Source organism: Nonomuraea sp. NPDC050691 (assembly GCF_040654455.1).
In the GTDB taxonomy this organism is placed as follows: Bacteria; Actinomycetota; Actinomycetes; order Streptosporangiales; family Streptosporangiaceae; genus Nonomuraea.
This window is the reverse complement of record NZ_JBFAIA010000175.1, coordinates 1-17,524: the sequence shown is the minus strand read 5'-3', so window position 1 is coordinate 17,524 and position 17,524 is coordinate 1. Positions and strand designations below refer to the sequence as shown.

The 17,524-nt window shown below is 73.1% G+C and carries 19 protein-coding genes, 1 tRNA gene and 1 pseudogene; 11 read left to right on the top strand and 10 right to left on the bottom strand.

The window, feature by feature from the left end; genetic code table 11:
* The coding region (locus AB0H81_RS37005; protein ID WP_358384534.1) for a DUF523 domain-containing protein at positions 1–309 on the top strand (309 nt) is incomplete at its 5' end.
* Between the two features lie 90 nt (positions 310–399).
* Here the strand turns inward: AB0H81_RS37005 and AB0H81_RS37000 are convergent.
* Together AB0H81_RS37000 and AB0H81_RS36995 are read right to left on the bottom strand one after the other, a co-directional pair.
* Positions 400–1,947 carry a M28 family peptidase gene (locus AB0H81_RS37000; protein ID WP_358384531.1) on the bottom strand — a complete coding sequence of 516 codons (1,548 nt, stop codon included), beginning with the start codon at positions 1,945–1,947 and terminating at the stop codon, positions 400–402.
* Between the two features lie 188 nt (positions 1,948–2,135).
* Positions 2,136–2,909, bottom strand: a complete 774-nt coding sequence (locus AB0H81_RS36995; RefSeq protein WP_358384528.1) for a neutral zinc metallopeptidase — start codon at positions 2,907–2,909, stop codon at positions 2,136–2,138.
* Positions 2,910–3,121: 212 nt separating this feature from the next.
* Between AB0H81_RS36995 and nhaA the strand changes: the two genes are divergently transcribed.
* The 4 genes from nhaA to AB0H81_RS36975 all read left to right on the top strand — a co-directional run bounded on the left by nhaA (position 3,122) and on the right by AB0H81_RS36975 (position 6,931).
* Entirely contained in the window at positions 3,122–4,918 is a 1,797-nt protein-coding gene (gene nhaA, locus AB0H81_RS36990; protein ID WP_358384525.1) for a Na+/H+ antiporter NhaA, read from the top strand.
* Positions 4,919–4,952: 34 nt separating this feature from the next.
* Positions 4,953–5,426 (top strand): hypothetical protein, encoded by a 474-nt coding sequence (locus AB0H81_RS36985; protein WP_358384522.1) that lies wholly within the window; start codon positions 4,953–4,955, stop codon positions 5,424–5,426.
* Positions 5,423–5,749, top strand: coding sequence for a hypothetical protein (locus AB0H81_RS36980; RefSeq protein ID WP_358384519.1), 327 nt, complete (start codon positions 5,423–5,425; stop codon positions 5,747–5,749). The genes AB0H81_RS36985 and AB0H81_RS36980 overlap by 4 nt, the downstream gene beginning before the upstream one ends.
* 117 nt (positions 5,750–5,866) lie before the next feature.
* Positions 5,867–6,931 (top strand): YafY family protein, encoded by a 1,065-nt coding sequence (locus AB0H81_RS36975; protein WP_358384516.1) that lies wholly within the window; start codon positions 5,867–5,869, stop codon positions 6,929–6,931.
* Here AB0H81_RS36975 and AB0H81_RS36970 read toward each other — a convergent pair.
* Positions 6,877–7,836, bottom strand: coding sequence for a GNAT family N-acetyltransferase (locus tag AB0H81_RS36970; protein ID WP_358384514.1), 960 nt, complete (start codon positions 7,834–7,836; stop codon positions 6,877–6,879). The genes AB0H81_RS36975 and AB0H81_RS36970 overlap by 55 nt on opposite strands.
* Before the next feature lie 173 nt (positions 7,837–8,009).
* Positions 8,010–9,284 carry a deoxyribodipyrimidine photo-lyase gene (locus tag AB0H81_RS36965; RefSeq protein WP_358384511.1) on the bottom strand — a complete coding sequence of 425 codons (1,275 nt, stop codon included), beginning with the start codon at positions 9,282–9,284 and terminating at the stop codon, positions 8,010–8,012.
* 108 nt (positions 9,285–9,392) lie between these two features.
* Here AB0H81_RS36965 and AB0H81_RS36960 point away from each other — a divergent pair, with 108 nt between their 5' ends.
* The 3 genes from AB0H81_RS36960 (at position 9,393) to AB0H81_RS36950 (ending at position 11,849) form a co-directional block, all read left to right on the top strand.
* The gene (locus AB0H81_RS36960; protein ID WP_358384508.1) at positions 9,393–10,310 is read left to right on the top strand and encodes a MerR family transcriptional regulator; all 918 of its coding nucleotides are present in this window, start codon (positions 9,393–9,395) and stop codon (positions 10,308–10,310) included.
* Between the two features lie 82 nt (positions 10,311–10,392).
* A complete protein-coding gene (locus AB0H81_RS36955; protein WP_358384505.1) occupies positions 10,393–10,869 on the top strand; it encodes a sigma-70 family RNA polymerase sigma factor in 477 nt (158 codons plus the stop codon).
* Entirely contained in the window at positions 10,866–11,849 is a 984-nt protein-coding gene (locus AB0H81_RS36950) for a DUF523 and DUF1722 domain-containing protein (RefSeq protein ID WP_358384502.1), read from the top strand. Before AB0H81_RS36955 ends, AB0H81_RS36950 begins: the two co-directional genes overlap by 4 nt.
* A gap of 125 nt (positions 11,850–11,974) precedes the next feature.
* Here the strand turns inward: AB0H81_RS36950 and AB0H81_RS36945 are convergent, their stop codons facing one another.
* The gene (locus AB0H81_RS36945) at positions 11,975–12,523 is read right to left on the bottom strand and encodes a fasciclin domain-containing protein (RefSeq protein ID WP_358384499.1); all 549 of its coding nucleotides are present in this window, start codon (positions 12,521–12,523) and stop codon (positions 11,975–11,977) included.
* Positions 12,524–12,720: 197 nt separating this feature from the next.
* Here AB0H81_RS36945 and AB0H81_RS36940 point away from each other — a divergent pair, with 197 nt between their 5' ends.
* The gene (locus tag AB0H81_RS36940; RefSeq protein ID WP_358384496.1) at positions 12,721–13,389 is read left to right on the top strand and encodes an AIM24 family protein; all 669 of its coding nucleotides are present in this window, start codon (positions 12,721–12,723) and stop codon (positions 13,387–13,389) included.
* A 58-nt stretch (positions 13,390–13,447) separates the two neighbouring features.
* On the opposite strand, the gene AB0H81_RS36935 is transcribed toward AB0H81_RS36940, so the two are convergent.
* The 3 genes from AB0H81_RS36935 to rsfS form a co-directional block, all read right to left on the bottom strand.
* Positions 13,448–13,520 (bottom strand) — tRNA-Ala (locus tag AB0H81_RS36935).
* Between the two features lie 125 nt (positions 13,521–13,645).
* Positions 13,646–14,275, bottom strand: coding sequence for a histidine phosphatase family protein (locus tag AB0H81_RS36930; protein WP_358384494.1), 630 nt, complete (start codon positions 14,273–14,275; stop codon positions 13,646–13,648).
* The gene (gene rsfS, locus AB0H81_RS36925) at positions 14,272–14,667 is read right to left on the bottom strand and encodes a ribosome silencing factor (RefSeq protein ID WP_175602652.1); all 396 of its coding nucleotides are present in this window, start codon (positions 14,665–14,667) and stop codon (positions 14,272–14,274) included. The genes AB0H81_RS36930 and rsfS overlap by 4 nt, the downstream gene beginning before the upstream one ends.
* 183 nt (positions 14,668–14,850) lie before the next feature.
* Between rsfS and AB0H81_RS36920 the strand changes: the two genes are divergently transcribed.
* The gene (locus AB0H81_RS36920) at positions 14,851–15,201 is read left to right on the top strand and encodes a VOC family protein (RefSeq protein WP_358384491.1); all 351 of its coding nucleotides are present in this window, start codon (positions 14,851–14,853) and stop codon (positions 15,199–15,201) included.
* Positions 15,202–15,231: 30 nt separating this feature from the next.
* Here the strand turns inward: AB0H81_RS36920 and nadD are convergent, their stop codons facing one another.
* Positions 15,232–15,846, bottom strand: a complete 615-nt coding sequence (nadD, locus tag AB0H81_RS36915) for a nicotinate-nucleotide adenylyltransferase (protein ID WP_358384489.1) — start codon at positions 15,844–15,846, stop codon at positions 15,232–15,234.
* A 96-nt stretch (positions 15,847–15,942) separates the two neighbouring features.
* On the opposite strand from nadD, the gene AB0H81_RS36910 reads away from it, so the two are divergent.
* Positions 15,943–16,965 carry a M48 family metallopeptidase gene (locus AB0H81_RS36910; RefSeq protein WP_358384487.1) on the top strand — a complete coding sequence of 341 codons (1,023 nt, stop codon included), beginning with the start codon at positions 15,943–15,945 and terminating at the stop codon, positions 16,963–16,965.
* Here AB0H81_RS36910 and AB0H81_RS36905 read toward each other — a convergent pair.
* A pseudogene (locus tag AB0H81_RS36905) lies at positions 16,962–17,524 on the bottom strand (hypothetical protein); the annotation flags it as partial. The gene AB0H81_RS36910 and the pseudogene AB0H81_RS36905 overlap by 4 nt on opposite strands.

Below are 17,524 nucleotides of genomic sequence, written 5' to 3'. Positions count from 1 at the left end.
GCCGTGCTGGCGGGCGCCGCCCGGGTGCTGGCCGCCGACGGTTCCGACGTCACCGCGCACTTCCTGGAGGGCGCCCGGTCGGCGCTGTCCGTGGCCCGCTCCTTCGGGGTACGGCTGGCGGTGCTGAAGGAGGGCAGCCCGTCGTGCGGGGCGCTGTCGATCTACGACGGCGGGTTCCAGGGCCGGCGCGTGCCCGGTCAGGGCGTCACCACGGCGCTGCTGGAGGCCAACGGCGTCCGCGTCTTCACCGAGGACCGGATCGCCGAGGCCGCCGCGTACCTGGACACCCTGGAGACCGGCCACCCCTGAGCCGGGCCTGGCTCCCGGGCGCGCCCGGCCTCGCCGTTCCCGGCGGGCCCGCGCGCGCCGCTCCGGGTGCGCCCGGCTCAGGGGCGCGCGTCACTGGCGGGTGATCTTGACGTCGTCGATCCCGGCCTCGACCAGGCTGGCGCCCGAGGCGTCGGCCGCTTCGACCAGGATGCGCACGTTCTGCCCGGCGAAGGCGGAGATGTCGGCCGTCGCGGTCCCCCATGCCCCGTTACGGTTGGTCGCCGCGCCGGCCTGGGTGAAGACCGCGGTGGTGCCGGAGGTCCCCACCACGCTCACCCGGAGGAAGTCGGCGCTGGAGGAGTTGCTGCCGTGCGCCAGGTACCACGACAGGGTCAGCTTGAGCACGCCGCCGGTCGGGAGCGTGACCTGCGGCGAGCGGATCGAGGTGGTGCCGCCGTCGATGTCGTGGTCGCCCGCGCTGGAGCCGGCGAGCCGCCCGGTGACCAGGTCGTTGGTCCCGCTGACGGTGGTGCCGAGCTGCTTGGCGCCGCTGGAGGTGGTCGCCTCCGGGTCGCCGCGCTCCCACTGGCCGGTGGTGGCGGTGTCGGTGCCGGACGGGTTCGCCGTCCAGCCGGTGGCGGTCTCGAACGTGTCGGACCACACCGTGGCCGGCGGTACGGCGGTGGCGATCGTCCAGACCGCGTACGCGATGGCGTCGGCGTTGCGGTCGAGCGCCGTGTCGTTGATGTTGGCGGTGGTGTCGCAGGAGCGGTGGTAGCAGGAGTCGAACGCCTGGCCCGCCGTGCCGCCCCAGAGCTGCGCCTGGGCGCTGGTCTTGGTGCCCTCCGCGCCGGTGAACGTGCCGCCCGCCGGGATGCCGGCGCTGATGAACGGCCCGTAGTCGGAGCGTCCGTCGAAGTCGGTGCCGCGCGTGGGCACGCCGATGGAGGTGAAGTACGCCTGGAGGGTCTGCTCCAGCTCGGCCGAGCCGGCCGGGCCGGGGCCGGAACCGACGCCGTCGGAGTTGTCGCCGTCGTAGAGGAAGTAGCCGGGGTTGGGCGAGCCGACCATGTCGAAGTTCAGGTACGCCTTGATCTTGGCGCGTTCGGCTGCGGGCAGGTTGGAGACGTAGAACTGCGAACCGCGCAGCCCTAACTCCTCGGCCCCCCACCAGGCGAAGCGCAGGTGCTTGGCCGGCTGGAGCCCCTGGCGGGAGACCTCCAGGGCGGTTTCCAGGATCGAGGCGGAGCCGGAGCCGTTGTCGTTGATGCCCGGCCCGGCCGTCACGCTGTCGAGGTGGGCGCCGGTCATGAGGATGTCGTTCGGGTCGCCGCCGGGCCAGTCGGCGATGACGTTGTAGCCGGTGGCGCCGCTGTAGGTGAACGACTGGAGGGTGGTGGTGAACCCGGCGCCGTCGAGCAGGCCCTTGACGTAGTTGGCGGAGGCCAGGTAGCCGGGGCGGCCGTGGGCGCGGTTGCCGCCGTTGGCGGTGGCGATGCTCTGGAGCTGGCCGAGGTGGGCCTTGACGTTCGCCAGCGAGATGTTCGGCGCCGCGAGGGCCGCCGCCGCGGACTGTGCCGAGACGGCCGCGGGTGCCGAGGCCGCCGTCGCGGGCGCCGCCAGGGCCGGCGACAAAGCCAGCGCGAGGGCGCCCAGCGTGGACAGGAGCAGCTTCATGGATCCTCCGTTGGGGGTGGAGACGAAGGAGCACGTGCCGGGAGCACGGCCGGGGTGCGCCGCCCTCCCTCGGGCCGATCTGCGGCCCGCCCGAACGTAACCAGCCACGCGCCCGCTGAGAAGACCCATAAATCCTGGAAAAACCAGAAATGTCGCTACAAACGCCCTTACGGGGCTCGCGGCAGACCTCAGGAGACCTGCGAGGCCGGCGCCGCCCACGTGTTGCACGCCCCCGGATCCCCCGCGGCGTACCCGCGCCTCATCCACGCCTTGATGGTCCCTGTCTTGCCGAAGTAGCGCGGCTCGCCGCGCCCGTCGCCCTGCACCAGCGACAGCAGGTCGTCCCAGTCGCGGCGGGTCCGCCGGTCGAGCGGCCACACGCTCTTCAGCCAGGCCGTGGCAAGGCAGGCGGTCTGCAGGCTCTCGCGCCGCATCACCTCGCGCCAGTGCGTCTGGTTCCGGTACGGCTCCTTGTCGACCGCCTTCCGAATACCGATCACATTCTGTACGTGATAGCCGTACAGCCCGGCGGTCATGTCCGCGAGCCACAGGTCGTACGGATCCGCGAGCCAGTCCTTGCCGATCTGGAACGCGATGGTATCCGTTTTGTTGCAGTAGTACGCCATCGAATCGTACGAGTCGGTCTTCATTCCGCAGTACTTCTTGGGAAGGCGGCTGTAATGCTTCACCCGGACCTTCCTGAACGGCAGCCCGGCGGCCGTGAGGTGCTGTTCCCAGGTGGCGTCGAGGCAGCCGGCGATGCCGTCGACGTAGGCCCGGGCGGACGCCCGGTCGCGGGCCCTGACCGGCCGCTCCTTGCATTTCACCGTGGGCAGCGCGCCCTTGTCGTAGAGCGGGTGCGCGGTCAGTTCCGCGCCTTTGACGGGGGCCTCGGCCATCGCCGTCCCCGTCATCGGCAACGTCACGGGGAGCGAGGCGAGGGCGACGGCCGCGGCGGTCACGCGTAATCTCATGGGGCGCGACGATAAGCCCAAGATCACGGAGCGGGCAAGCCGATTCCCCGGGAGAAGTCCCGCCATTTCCGAGAGTCATTTCCGAATGCCATTCCGTGATCAATTCGGATGCCCTCCGCCGATGACGCGACGCCACCCGCCGGACCGCGCCTCCGGGCGGCGGACGAACGCCCCCTATCATCGGACGCCGGGGGGTCGGGATGTTGCGGGCGTTCTTCAGGACGGAGGCGGGCAGCACGAGTGTGCTGCTCGGCGCGACCCTGCTCGCGCTCGTGTGGGCCAACTCGCCGTGGAGCGCCACGTACGAGGCGTTCTGGCACCTCCCCATGGGCCTGTCGTTCGACGGCGCCGTCTTCTCCCTCGACCTGCGCCACTGGGTCAACGACGGCCTGATGGCGCTGTTCTTCTTCCTCATCGGCCTGGAGGCGTCGTACGAGGTGCGGCTGGGCCAGCTCCAGGACCGGCGGCTGCTCGCGGTCCCCGCCATGGCCGCCTTCGGCGGGATGATCGTTCCCGCGGGCGTCTACCTCGCGCTGAACGCGGGCGGGCCGGGCGCCGGGGGCTGGGGCGTGCCGATCGCCACCGACACCGCGTTCGTGCTGGGCCTGCTGGCCGTGGTGGGGGCCCGCTGCCCCGAGCCGCTGCGCGCGTTCCTGCTCACGCTGGCGATCGTGGACGACGTGCTGGCGATCATCATCATCGCCGTCTTCTACACCGACGACCTGTCGGTGACCGCCCTGGTGGTGGCGGCGGTGCTGCTCGCGGCCATCATGACGCTGCGGTGGCTGCGGATCTGGCGGGCGCCCGCCTACATCGTGCTCGGGTTCGGCCTGTGGGTGGCCACGCTGGAGAGCGGCGTGCATCCCACGCTGGTCGGCATCGCGCTCGGCGTGCTCGTGTTCGTGTACGCGCCGAGCGAGTACAAGCTGCTGGCCGCCGGCGAGGCCGTCCAGGGGCTCACCAGCGACCCGAACGCCCGCGCCGCCCGCGAGGCGGCGCGCAAGGTGCGGATGGCCGTGTCGGTGAACGAGCGGCTGCAGCTCCAGCTCCACCCGTGGAGCAGCTACGTGATCGTGCCGCTGTTCGCGCTGGCCAACGCCGGCGTCCGGCTCGACGCCGAGACGCTGAGCCAGGCCGCGACGTCGCCCGTCACGATCGGCGTGGCGGCCGGGCTGCTGCTCGGCAAGTTCGCCGGGATCTCGCTCGGCACGTGGCTGCCGCTGCGCCTCGGCTGGGGCCTGCTGCCGGGCAACCTGGTGTGGGGCCAGCTCCTCGGCGGGGCGGCGGTGTCCGGCATCGGGTTCACGGTGTCGCTGTTCATCGTCGACCTGGCCTTCGACGACCCGGCCGTGCAGGCCCAGGCCAAGATCGGCATCCTCGTCGGTTCGCTGCTGTCGGCGCTGACCGGGTGGATCGCGTTCCGGCTGGCGTGGGACCGGGGCGGCGTGTGCGCGCCGCCCGAGGCGGAGCCGGAGGAGGAGCTGCCCGTCCTGCTGGCGGAGCCGGTCGGGCCGGACGACCACGTGCGCGGCCCGGCGGACGCCACGATCACGATCGTGGAGTACGGCGACTTCGAGTGCCCCTACTGCGGCCGGCTGGAGCCGATCCTGGACGAGCTGCTCAGGAAGCACCCGGACGTCCGCCTGGTGTTCCGGCACTTCCCGCTGCGCACGCTGCACCCGAGGGCCATGGCGGCCGCCCTGGTGTCGGAGGCGGCGGCGCGGAAGGGGAGGTTCTGGGAGATGCACGACGTGCTCTTCGCCAACCAGCGGTTCCTGACCGACGCCGACCTCGGCCGCTACGCCGCCGAGCTGGAGGTGGAGCCGTTCCCGGACGTTCCCGCGCAGGCGGCGCGCATCGCCAGGGACGAGGAGTCGGGCCGGGCGGGCGGCGTGCGCGGCACGCCGACGCTCTTCGTCAACGGCGTCCGCTACCAAGGTGGCCTGGATCTGGTGTCGATCACGCGTGCGGTGGAAGAACAGGAACAGTCCGTATAAACGGGACAGACCTCAGTCACCGCGGAGAGCCACCATGGGCAACCTGCTCTACAGCGCCATCGCGTTCCTGTTATCGCTTCTTCCCGCCCTGGTGCTGATCACGGGCGTCATCCTCACGGCCCGCGCCCGGCGGGAGCACGGCAGGGCCGCCACGATCGGCATGTGGGGCTGTGTCGTGCTGCTCCTCGGGCTGGCCCTGCGCGTCGCGTGGTCGCTGCTGGTCCCCATGCTGGTGGCCGACGGCGGCATGGACACCTTCCAGGTCCTCATGCTGCTGCACGGCGCGGTCGACGCACTGGTCACCATGACCGGGCTCGCCCTGCTGGTCTGGGCCGTGGTCGTCCGCCGCGCGCGACCCGGCGCCGAGACGCCCGCCCCGCACACCCCCGCCCCCGTCTTCACTCCCGGCCGGCAGACCCCCACCTGGGAAGCCCCCGCTCCGCCCCCCGCCTGGGAGACCCCCGCTTCGCACCAGCCCCGCCCCCCGTACGGCCAGGAGCCCCGATGACCGCCGATCGCCCCCTTCCGGAGGACCCCGACGCCCGCAAGACCGTCCACATCCCTCTCCCGGCCCAGAGCCCTCCCCCGGAGGAGGAGCAGGAACAGGTTCCGGCCGAGCCGCCCCGGCGCGCTCCGCACCCGTCGCTCCTGGAGGACGCGGGCACGCGGAGCCTGCCGTACACGCCGGACATGCTGCCCGACGTGCCCGTGTACGAGGCCGAGCCCGCCCGCTCGCCGGGCGTGCGCTGGGTGCTCGTGGCGGGCGGGGTCCTGATGGTGCTGGCCGCGGTGGCCATCCTGGTGATCCTCTGGGCCGGCGGCCAGCAGTAGACGGGCTCGGCGTACCACAGCTCCGTGGCGGGGTCGAAGATCCGCACGGTCAGCCCGGAGAAGCCCTGGGCACGCGGCCGAACCGGGAGCGGGGTCACTGACAGGTAGTGTCAGTTGATGCGCGCTTCCCGCCTCGTCTCCATCCTGCTGCTCCTGCAGACGCGTGGCCGCCTGACCGCGCGGGAGCTGGCCGAGCGGCTGGAGGTGTCGGTGCGCACGATCTACCGCGACGTCGAGTCGCTGCACGCCGCCGGCATCCCCCTGTACGGCGACGCGGGCCCGAGCGGCGGTTACCAGCTGCTCGACGGCTACCGCACCCGGCTGACCGGGCTGACGACCGACGAGGCCGAGTCGCTGTTCCTGGCCGGGCTGCCCGGGCCCGCCGCCGAGCTGGGGCTGGGCGCCGTGGTGACGGCCGCGCAGCTCAAGCTGATGGCCGCGCTGCCCGTCGAGCTGCGCGACCGGGCCGGCCGGATCCAGGAGCGCTTCCTGCTGGACGCGCCGTCGTGGTACCGCGACGCGGAGCCGGTCACCCACCTGCCGGCCGTGGCCGCCGCCGTGTGGGACGAGCACGCGCTGCGGGTCAGGTACCGCCGCTGGAAGGCGCCGCAGGAGGTGGAGCGGCGGCTGGAGCCGTACGGGCTGGTGGTCAAGGCCGGGCGGTGGTACGTCGTGGCCCGCTCCGACGGGCAGGTGCGCACCTACCGGGTGTCGCAGATCCTGGAGCTGCACCCGCTGCGCGAGGAGCGCTTCGCCCGCCCGCCGGACTTCGACCTGGCGGCTCACTGGGAGGCGTACCGGTCGGAGTTCGAGGCCCGGCTGCGGCGCGGCGAGGCCGTGGTGCGGCTGTCGCCGCGCGGGCTGGAGCGGCTGTCCGACCTCATGACGCCCGGCGTCGTGACGGCGGCCCGTTCCACGGCCGCCCCGCCGGACGAGGAGGGCTGGACGCGGGTGACGGTGCCCATCGAGTCGGTGGAGCACGCGACGGGCGAGTTCCTGCGGCTGGGCGCGGACGTGGAGGTGCTGGAGCCGCCGGAGCTGCGCCACGCGGTCGCGACCGCCGCGGGCGCCCTCACCGCTCTCTACGCGGGCCGGACCGCGCCGCGACCGGCCTCCGGGGCCTCCCGTCAGCCTTTTCCGGCCGTACGGCGCATCACGTGGAAGCGCCGCGTGACCTCGTAGCCCGCCTTCGCGTACAACCGGGCGGCCGGCCCCGTCTCGCCCGTCCACAGGAACCACGACGAGTGCAGTCCCTCGGCGCGCATCATGGTCATCGCGCCGTGGAGCAGGATCGCGCCGATCCCGGTCCCCCGCTCGGCCGGGTCGACGCCGAACGGCCCGAACCGCTCGGCGATCCCCCGGTACGCCCCGTACGCGGCGAAACCGACGAGTCCCCGTGCGGAGCCCTCGCGCACCGCCACGAGCAGCCGCGCGGGGTCGCCGTGCCGCCTGACAGCCTCACCCCACTCCGGGTTGAACACCCCGGCCGCGAACCTGATCAGCTCCGGCAGCTCGCCGTCCAGGGGCCGCCGGAAGCGGTAGCCCTCGCCCTCGCGGCGCTCGCGGAGCGCGCGGACGACGTCGGGCGTGACGTACGCGGCCAGAGCGCGGTCCATGGCGACCGGCCGGGAGTACGTCTCGAACCCCGCCTGCCGCAGCAGTGCGCAGCCCGCCGGGTAGCGCTCGGGGTCGGCGCCGGGGAGCACGTAGTGGGGCGTGTAGCAGGCGAACTCGACCCGGGTGCGGCCGTGGGCGGCCAGGAAGGCGAGGGCCTCGTCGAGGAGCCTCCGGCCGAGCCCGCCGCCCCGGTGCTCCGGCGCGACGAACAGGAACGGGATCCAGCCCGTCTCGGGCTCCAGCCCGGCGCCGGGGGCGAGCGGCGTCAGCCGGCGCACCGCGTACGCGCACCCGGCCACCTCCCCGGCGTCCGTGACGGCGACGCGCAGGCCCTCGGGGTCGAAGTTGGGGTCGAGCAGCACGCAGTCGCGAAACCAGCCGGGAGTGGTCGGGTCGGCCGGCATGGCGCGGTTCCAGGCGTCGACCAGCGCGCCCTCGTCGCCGGCGGCGAAGCCCCGTACCACGGTCATCGGCAGCCTCCCCCGGGGCACGCGGGCGCGATCATGACGCCAGCCTCCCAGACCGGCCACCCCCGCCCCAAGATCCGTTACGGCTCCGTTACGGGTCCCGCGGGCCCAGGAGACGGGTGCAGGAGGCGGCCCCAGGAGACGGGCCGGTCAGGCGGGCCGATCAGGCGGCCCGGTCAGGCGGCCCGGAGGCGCGGGGGGCGGCCCGGATATCCGCGGATCGGCACGGGCGAGCGCCACGGCTCGTGGACGAACCGCACCGGCACGTCCGCCAGCTCGGGCACGTACCTGCGCGCGTAGCCGCCGTCGGGGTCGAAGCGGGTGGCCTGGCGGATGGTGCTGAAGCCCCGGTTGGGCCGGGTGTCGTTGCCCGTGCCGGCGACCCACTGCCAGTTGCCGGAGTTGTCGGCCACCTCGCCGTCGAGCAGCAGCTCGAAGAAGTGTGCGGCGCCGGTGCGCCAGTCGACGCCCAGCTCCTTGACCAGGTAGCCGGCGGTGATGAGGCGGGCCCGGTTGTGCATCCAGCCCTCGGCGCGCAACTGCCTCATGCCGGCGTCCACGATCGGCACCCCGGTCACGCCCTCCTTCCAGGCGGCCACGGCGTCGGCCTCGTCGCGCCATCGCCGGCCCCGCGGCCGGTAGTCGCGCCGGTTCAGCTCCGAGAAGGCCAGCGTGACCTGGTGGTGGAAGTCGCGCCAGCAGAGCTGCCTGACGAACTCCTCGCCCGGCAGCCCGGCCAGCTCCAGCGGCGACAGGCAGCCGAAGCGGATGTACGGGCTGAGCCGGGAGGTGCGGTCGGCGGCCATGTCGTCGCGGCCGGCCGCGTAACCGGCGAGCCCGTCGCGCACCCACCGCTCCAGCCGTGCCCGGGCCGCGCCCTCCCCGCCGCGTACGCCGTCCGGAGGGCCGTCGTGCGGTGATCCGTCCGGGATGTCGCCCGGGTTCAGGCCGGGCGGGAGCGTGACCGAGGCCGGGACCGCCGCTGCGGGCCGGCGCCGCGCCGTGGACCAGGCGCGCCAGTAGGGGGTGAACACGCGGTGGTGGTCGCCGCCCGTCGCGGGCCGCAGTTCGCCGGGCGGGACCACGGTGACCCCGGGGAACGTCCGGAAGGCGAACGGCCCGCCCGCCAGCCGCCGTTCCCTGTCCCGGGCCAGCGCGCTGACGTCCGCGGTAGCGTGGACGGCCTCCGCCCCCGTCTCGCGGGCCAGCCGGACCGTCTCGGCCACCGTGTCGCCCCGCCGTACCACCAGATCGCCGCCCAGGGCGCGCAGCGCCTCCCGCAGGTCACGCAGGCAGTCCAGCAGGAACGGCATGCGCCGCCCGGCGGGCACGGCCGGGTCGAGCACGAACAGCGGCACCACGTGGCGCGCCCGCGCGCACGCCTCGGCCAGCGCCGGATGGTCGTGTACCCGCAGATCCCGGTTGAAGAGCACGATGATGGCGGTGTCCATGCGTGGTCCTTCGGACGCCGCGCCCCCGCCGGTTGCAACCCGCGGGGGCGCGGCGTCCGAAAGAATGACCGGGGCGTCGGCGAACGGACCGCGAACGGGGACACCTGCATGGAGGAGACGGGCTCGGCGAGCGCCGCCGAGGAGCCGGGATACGGCATCGGCGCCGTGTCGCGGCGGCTCGGCGTGCCCGCGCCGACCCTGCGCACGTGGAATCTGCGCTACGGCATCGGCCCGAGCCGCCGCAGCCCCGGCGGCCACCGCCGCTACGACCGGGCCGACCTGGCCCGCCTGGAGGAGATGAGCCGGCTCGTCCACGCGGGCGTCCCCCCGGCCGACGCCGCCCGCCAGGCGCTGCGCGTCCGCGTACCGCCCGAGCCGGCCGCCTACCGGGAAGGACGGCTCCCGGGCGAGCCGGGGAACGTGCCCTCCGCCGCGATGCTGGCCAGGGCGGCGACGGCGCTGGACGGCATGACGGTGACCGACGGCCTGGCCGCCGCGCTGGCCCGGCTCGGCGTCGTGCCCACCTGGGACGGCCTGGTCCGTCCCGTGTTCGACGCGATCAGCCGCAGGCAGGACGAGACCGGTGCCGGGATCGACGTCGAGCATCTGTTCTCCGAGCGGCTGCTGGCCGCCCTGCACCCGCTCGCCGCCCACCCCGCCCGACCGGTCAACGACCGTCCCGTGCTGCTGGCCTGCGCGGAGGAGGAGCAGCACAGCCTGCCCGTCCACGTGCTGGCCGCCGCCCTCGCCACCGACCGCCGGGTCGACACGCGCGTGCTCGGCGCCCGCACCCCGCACACGGCGCTGGCCGACGCGATGCGCCGCCTCGGGCCCGCCGTCGTCTTCGTCTGGTCGCACGTGGCCGCCACCGGCGACCCCGCCCCGCTGGCGGCCCTGCCGGCGCTGCGCCCACCGGCCCGGATCGTCGTCGGCGGCCCCGGCTGGTGGCCGGACCTTCCGCCCCGGGTCACGTGCGTGGCCTCGCTCCAGGACGCCGTCGCCCTGATCGCCGACGCGCTGCACTGATCTCCCTGGCCTTGGTTGCCCATCACCACCGGCGCGACATTGAATAGGTTTTGAATAAGTTATCTCAGGAAGGTGAAAGCGCATGGACCCGCTCGCCGAGTGCATCCGCACCCACACCCCCCTGGTCCGCTCGTACCTGCGCCGCCTCATACCACCGGGCGAGATCGACGACCTGACGCAGGTGGTCTTCATCGAGGTCTGGCGGTCCAGGCACCGCTACGACCCCGCGCGCAGCCTGGAGGCGTGGGTGCTGGGCATCGCCCGCAAGCGCGCCGTGGACCACCTGCGCGCCCGTCGGCCCACCGTGCCGCTGGAGGCCGCCGGAGAGCCGGCGGGAGACGACGGCCGCGACGACAGCGAGGGGATCGCGCGGCGCGACCTGGTCCGGAGGGCGCTGTCCGAACTGCCGGACGTCCAGCGCGAGGCCATCGCCCTCGCCTACTACGGCGACCTCAGCCAGCGCGAGATCTCCGAGCGGCTGCGCGTGCCGCTCGGCACCGTCAAGGCCCGCACCGCGCGCGGCCTGCACCGCCTGTCCAGCCTGCTGGAGGCCGCGTGACCCCCGGCGACGCCGTTCCAGGGCAGCACGTCAGGCCCAGGGTCGCGGTCTCGAGCTGCCTCCTTGGAGAGCCGGTGCGCTTCAACGGCGGCCACAGCCGCGACCGCTTCCTGTCCGGCCCGCTCGACCCGTACGTCGAGTGGGTGCCGATCTGCCCCGAGATGGAGGTGGGTCTCGGCACCCCGCGCGAGACGCTCCGCCTGGAGCGCTCGCCGTCGGGCCCGCGCCTCATGACCAGGAAGACCCGCGCCGACCTCACCGGCCGCATGACGGCCCTGGCCGAGGCCCGCGCCGCCGCCCTGGACGTGGACGGCTACGTGTTCAAGTCGAGGAGCCCCACCTGCGGCGTCCACGGCATCCCGCTCTACCCGGGCGAGGACGGGCCGCAGCTCGACCGCAAGCAGCGGGGGGTGTTCGCCGCGGCGGTCATCGCGGCGCACCCGCTGCTTCCCGTCGAGGACGAGGGACGGCTGAACGACGCCGTGCTCCGGGAGGCGTTCGTGGAGCGGATCTTCGCCCACGCCCGGCTGCGCGCGCTGCTGGAGGGCGACTGGCGGGCCCGCGACCTGGTGGCCTTCCACACCCTGCACAAGATGCAGCTCCTCGCCCACGACCCGGCGGGCTACCGCGCGGCCGGGGCCGTCGTGGCCCGCGCCGGGGCTCTGCCGCGCGCCGGGACGGCCGCCGCCTACGCGGGCGCGTTCCGCGCGGCGCTCGCCCACCGGGCCCGCGCCGGCCGCAACGTCAACGCCCTCCAGCACTGCCTGGGGATGCTCGGCCTCGACCCGGCCCGGCGCGACCACCTGGCCGGCGTCATCGGCTCCTACCGGGCCGGCCTGGTGCCGTTGAGCATTCCGGCGGCCCTGATCCGGCACGACGCCGAGGGCGAGGAAAGTCAGGGAGCGGCCTACGTGCGCCGCCAGACGTTCCTGTCGCCGTACCCGGACGAGCTGGCCCTCCGGCACCACGTCGCCGCCTGAACGACCGGACCGCGCACACGCCACGTTCGCCGGAGAGCGAGCGTGCGCGCGACGCGCGGACGCGGCGGCCGTCAGGCTCGCCGCGTCCGCCCCATGCCGCTGATCCGGCACGAGGACCTTGCCGGTCACTGGGGCATGAGGACCTCGTCGATGACGCAGACGGAGGCGTTGCTCGTCGGCACGTTGCCGCAGAGCACCTTCGCCTGGTTCACCGTGTAGTCCTCCCCGGCCCCCTTCACCTGGACGGTGCCGCCCTCCAGAGTGGTCAGCCGGGCGTCGGCCAGGTCGCCGGGCGAGGGCCTCCCTTCGGCCACGTGGTACGTCAGGATCTTCGTCAGCGCCTGCTTGTCGGCGAGGACCTTGGCCAGGGTGTCCTTCGGCACGGCCGCGAACGCCTGGTCGGTCGGCGCGAAGACCGTGATGTCCTGGGCCGTGTTGAGCTTGTCCGTGAGACCGGCCTGCTTGATCGCGGCGACCAGCGTGGACAGCTCGGGCACCTGGGAGGCCGCGGTCACCACAGGCCGGTCGGCGATCGCCGCCGCGTTCTCCTGGCCGGAGGCCGGGCAGCCGGGGCCGAACGGCTCATCCGGCGCCGAGGCGGACGCGGACGCGCCGTGCGCGCCCGCCAGGGTCGCGGACAGCCCGAGCGCCGCCGCGAGCAGAAATCTCTTCACTGTTCGTCGTTCCTCTCGATGGAACCTGTGGCGAGGCGCCTTCGCCCCACCTCTTTCCCTGTCCTCCGGTACGCGGGGCGCCCCGGATGCGCCCTTCACCCCAAAACCGGGAAAAGGCGGCGGGAACCCGGGGGGCGCGCCGTTCGTCACCCTGGTACCGGTGCCCCTCGGACCGGCACATCACAGAAAGAGGCCCCATGCGCAGCGCGCTCTTCGGCAATCTCGGCTCCGAGCAGGGAAACGCCACCTTCGCCCTGCAGAACTCCAAGATGCTGCGCGTCCAGCTCCCGCCCGAGGTGCTGGCACGTCAGGGGTCGATGGTCGCCTTCCAGGGCCGCATGGACTTCGCCTACGAGGGCGCGGGCGGCGTGGGCAAGCTGCTGAAGAAGGTCATGACCGGGGAGGGCGCGCCGCTCATGCGCGTCACCGGCGAGGGCCTGCTGTTCCTCGCCGACAACGCCGACGACATCCACCTGTTCTACCTGGAGAACGAGGCCCTGACCGTCAACGGCCGCAACCTGCTGGCCCTCGACGCCGGGCTCACCTGGGACATCAACCGGGTCCAGGGCGCGGGGATCGCCGCGGGCGGCCTGTTCAACATGACGATCGCGGGCACCGGCTGGGTGGCGGTCACCGCGCACGGCGCTCCGGTGATGCTCGACGCCTCACGGGCGCCGACGTTCGCCGACGGCCAGTCGGCCGTGTGCTGGAGCGCCGGGCTGCACGTGGGGGTCAACCGCACGTTCAAGGCGGGCGCGCTGATCGGCCGGGGCAGTGGCGAGGCCGTGCAGCTCGCCTTCCAGGGCCAGGGGTTCGTGCTCGTGCAGGCCAGCGAGGGCCACCCCATCCCCCGCCCCGGCCAGTGACCCGGCCCTGGGCCGGAAAACGACGAGGTCCCGCCCACCGGGCGGGACCTCGTGTCTGTGGAGCTATGGGGATTCGAACCCCAGACCTCCTCCATGCCATGGAGGCGCGCTACCAACTGCGCCATAGCCCCTGGTCACCGTCCACGAGTGCTCTCGTCAACGGCGCTCGGGAAGCATATAGCCATCCGTACGATTCGCCTAATCGCGGCGAGGGGCCCGCACCGTCCCGGACGACGGCGCGCGGCCCTTCGCGGGGTCAGGTCTGGGCGTCGGGCCGGTCGTCGCTGCTGATGGGCTCGGGCAGCGTGCCCGCGTTGTGCTCCAGCAGCCGCCATCCCTTGCGGCCCTCCTGCAGCACCGACCACGAGCAGTTGCCCAGCCCGCCCAGCGCCGGCCACAGCTCCTCCGGCAGGCCCAGCAGCTCGCAGATGCCGAGCCGCAGCGCCGCGCCGTGGGAGGCGATCACGAGCAGGCCGTCGTCGTCGAGCCTGGCGGCCCAGCGGCGCATCGCGGCGCCGACGCGCGTGGCCACGTCGGTGACGGGCTCACCGTCCGGGGCCTCCCAGGCGACGTACTCCTCGGGCCAGCGGGCGGCGATCTCGTCGCGGGTGAGGCCCTCCCACTGCCCGCCGCCCCGTTCGCGGAAGTCCTTGTCGACGGCCACGTCCAGGCCGACGAGCCGGCCCAGCGCGAGCGCGGTGTCGTTGGCCCGCTGCAGGTCGGACGAGACGATCATGCTGGGTCGCAGGGACGCGAGCAGCGACGCCGCCCGGGCGGCCTGCGCCTGGCCGGTCTCGTCCAGGGGGATGTCGGAGTGTCCCTGGAAGCGATGCTCGACGTTCCACAGCGTCTGCCCGTGCCGGAGGCAGACGATGCGCTTGCTCAACTCCTGGCCCGCTGCATGTTGGCCTGCATCACGCTCTCCGGCAGCGTGATCGCCGGGCAGTCCTTCCACAGCCGCTCCAGGGCGTAGAAGGTGCGGTCCTCCTCGTGCTGGACGTGCACGACGATGTCGAGGAAGTCGAGAAGCACCCAGCGGCCCTCACGCTCGCCTTCGCGGCGGACGGGCTTGGCGTCGGCCTCGGTGCGCAGCCTCTCCTCGATCTCGTCGACGATGGCGCGGACCTGGCGGTCGTTGGTGGCGGAGCAGAGCAGGAACGCGTCGGTGATGACGAGCTGCTCGCTCACGTCGTAGGCGAGAATGTCGTCGGCCAGCTTGTCCGCCGCTGCCTCGGCGGCGATCCTGACCAGCTGGACGGCTCTGTCAGATGCGGTCACGATGCGGGTCTGTCCTCCTGTGTCGGCAAAACTGCCCTGCGTTGAGCCTACCCTTCTCCGCCCGAACCCCTTACTCCTGCAACAGAAGCCGAGAGCGTACACGGCGTGAACACGGGGCACGCGAAGATGACATCATCAGAACACACTGTCGAGTCGACACGAACGCTCGAGGAGGAACCGCCGATGTCCGTCCACCGTGTCGTCCCCAACGTCCGCTCCGACGCCCCGCGAGAGAGCGCCGAGTTCTACGGCCTGCTGGGCCTGGAGGAGGTCATGAACCACGGCTGGATCATGACCCTCGCCTCCCCCGCCCATCCCGGCGCCCAGGTCAGCTTCATGACCGAGGACCTGACCGCGCCCGTCGCCCCCGACCTGAGCATCGAGGTGGACGACGTGGACGCGGCGTACGAGGCCGTGCGGGCGAGCGGGGCCGAGATCGTGCACACGCTGCGCGACGAGGAGTGGGGCGTGCGCCGTTTCTTCGCCCGCGACCCGAACGGCCGCGTGGTCAACGTCCTCAGCCACCGGCGCTGACCGGCGGGCGGCCGGCCAGTCCTGGCGGTATCAGTCCTGGCGGTAGAGGTTGCGCTTGTTGATGTACTGCACGATGCCGTCCGGGACGAGGTACCAGATCGGCTCGCCGTCGGCCACGCGCTGCCGGCACTCCGACGACGAGATGGCCAGGGCGGGGATCTCCAGCAGGGTGACCTTGCCCTCGGGCAGGCCGGGGTCGTGCAGCGTGTGGCCGGGCCGGGTGCAGCCGACGAAGTGCGCGAGGCCGAACAGCTCGCCCGCGTCCTGCCAGGTGAGGATGGCGCCGAGGGCGTCGGCGCCGGTGATGAAGAACAGCTCGGCCTCGGGCCCGTACGCGCGGGAGATGTCGCGCAGCGTGTCGATGGTGAAGGTCGGACCGGGCCGGTCGACGTCGACCCGGCTGACCGAGAACCTGGGGTTGGACGCGGTGGCGATCACCGTCATCAGGTAGCGGTCCTCGGGCGCCGACACCGCGCGCTCCGACTTCTGGTACGGCCGGCCCGTCGGCACGAACACGACCTCGTCGAGCTCGAAGTGGTGCGCCACCTCGCTGGCGGCGACCAGGTGACCGTGGTGGATCGGGTCGAACGTCCCACCCATCACACCCACGCGTCGCTTCCCCTGGACACCAGGCGCGTTCATCATGAATCGGACCTTACGCGGAACCCCTACCCGAAGATGAGGGGACCCCCCTCGGCGAGACACGCGCGCGGCCCCCGCTGCCGACGTAGCATGCCGGGCATGACGACCACCCCGGACCGCAACCGCGTCCAACTGCCCGGCATCTCGTCCCGTGCCTACGAACACCCCGCAGACCGGTCCGCCCTGGTCGCTCTGCGTAAGCTGAGTGGGTTCGACACGGTCCTCAAGCAGATGTCCGGTCTCATCAGCGAGCGCCGGCTGCGCCTGATGTACCTCGCCTCGTCCGTACGGGTGAGCGAGACCCAGTTCCGCTCCCTGTACGACATGGGCCGCGACGCGGCCTACACCCTCGACCTGCACCGGATCCCCGAGATCTACGTCCAGCAGGACCCCCAGGTCCAGGCCAAGGCCATCGGCTTCGACGACCCGTTCATCGTCGTGACCACCGGCCTGCTCAACCTCATGAACGAGGAGGAGCAGCGCTTCGTCATCGGCCACGAGACCGCGCACATCCTGTCGGGGCACGCGGTCTACCGCACGATGCTCGACATCCTCACCCGCCTGGCCAGCCGCGTCGCGTGGATCCCGCTCGGCTACATCGGGCTGCGCGCCATCGTGGCGGGCCTGGAGGAGTGGTACCGCAAGTCGGAGCTGTCCTGCGACCGCGGCGGCCTGCTCGTCGGGCAGGACCCGGACGCGGCCAAGCGCGCCCTGATGAAGCTGGCCGGCGGCGCCTACACCCACGAGATGAACATCGAGGCCTTCCTCGAGCAGTACCAGGAGTACGACACCGCGGGCGACCTCCGCGACGGCTTCCTCAAGGTCCTCAACCTGCTCGGCACCACCCACCCGTTCGCCGTGGTGCGGGTGGCCGAGCTGGACAAGTGGCAGCGCAGCGGCGAGTACGACCGGATCGTCGGCGGCGACTACCCCCGCCGCGAGGACGACGCCAACGCCCGCGTCACCGACGAGGTCAAGGCGGCGGCCGAGTCCTACCGCGCCTCCTGGTCGCAGTCGCAGGACCCGTTCATCGGCGTGCTGCGCGACGTCGCCGAGGGCGCGGTCAACGCCGGTGAGCGCATCTTCAACCGCTTCTCCCGCCGCGACGGCGGCCAGGGCTAGAGCAGCAGGGCGATCGCGCGCACGGCCGCCGCGCACAGGGCGACGAACCCGCCCAGCACGGCAAGTGCGCGCAGCCCCTCACGGCGCAGCTCCGGCAGCCGGGCGCCGATCCGTTCGATCTCGCGGCCGGTGATGCCGCCGCACAACATCCCGAACACCACGCCCGCGGCGGTCACCGGCGCGGGCTGCTGCCACCAGTCGGAGCCGATCTGGCCGCCGCCGGTGAGCCAGAGCGCCCCGCCCGCCGCCACCACGACGGGCACGCCGGGCCACACCGCCGCCGTCACGGCCGAACCGGTCGCGGCGAACGGGAACAACAGCACCCGCAGCGCCACCCGCCAGCGCCGTGACGCGCGGCTGCGGACCATCCAGTGGCTCATCCAGATCGCCCGCGTCAGCACCACGAACACCGCCGTGATGCCGATCGAGGCGATCGGCCACATCACCGACGCCACCACGCACGGCACGCCCGGATGCTGACGGTGGGCGCGGACGGCCGTCCGGTGGAGGCGCACGGCGCGGTGCACGTGCCGGCGTCGCCGCGTTCGTCGATGAAGCC

Bases quoted from the DNA above. Each gene is read 5' to 3' on its own strand.
- AB0H81_RS37000 (WP_358384531.1), bottom strand. From the start codon at position 1,947: ATGAAGCTGCTCCTGTCCACGCTGGGCGCCCTCGCGCTGGCTTTGTCG.
- nhaA (WP_358384525.1), top strand. From the start codon at position 3,122: ATGTTGCGGGCGTTCTTCAGGACGGAGGCGGGCAGCACGAGTGTGCTG.
- AB0H81_RS36985 (WP_358384522.1), top strand. From the start codon at position 4,953: ATGGGCAACCTGCTCTACAGCGCCATCGCGTTCCTGTTATCGCTTCTT.
- AB0H81_RS36980 (WP_358384519.1), top strand. From the start codon at position 5,423: ATGACCGCCGATCGCCCCCTTCCGGAGGACCCCGACGCCCGCAAGACC.
- AB0H81_RS36975 (WP_358384516.1), top strand. From the start codon at position 5,867: ATGCGCGCTTCCCGCCTCGTCTCCATCCTGCTGCTCCTGCAGACGCGT.
- AB0H81_RS36970 (WP_358384514.1), bottom strand. From the start codon at position 7,836: ATGACCGTGGTACGGGGCTTCGCCGCCGGCGACGAGGGCGCGCTGGTC.
- AB0H81_RS36965 (WP_358384511.1), bottom strand. From the start codon at position 9,284: ATGGACACCGCCATCATCGTGCTCTTCAACCGGGATCTGCGGGTACAC.
- AB0H81_RS36960 (WP_358384508.1), top strand. From the start codon at position 9,393: ATGGAGGAGACGGGCTCGGCGAGCGCCGCCGAGGAGCCGGGATACGGC.
- AB0H81_RS36955 (WP_358384505.1), top strand. From the start codon at position 10,393: ATGGACCCGCTCGCCGAGTGCATCCGCACCCACACCCCCCTGGTCCGC.
- AB0H81_RS36940 (WP_358384496.1), top strand. From the start codon at position 12,721: ATGCGCAGCGCGCTCTTCGGCAATCTCGGCTCCGAGCAGGGAAACGCC.
- AB0H81_RS36920 (WP_358384491.1), top strand. From the start codon at position 14,851: ATGTCCGTCCACCGTGTCGTCCCCAACGTCCGCTCCGACGCCCCGCGA.
- nadD (WP_358384489.1), bottom strand. From the start codon at position 15,846: ATGATGAACGCGCCTGGTGTCCAGGGGAAGCGACGCGTGGGTGTGATG.
- AB0H81_RS36910 (WP_358384487.1), top strand. From the start codon at position 15,943: ATGACGACCACCCCGGACCGCAACCGCGTCCAACTGCCCGGCATCTCG.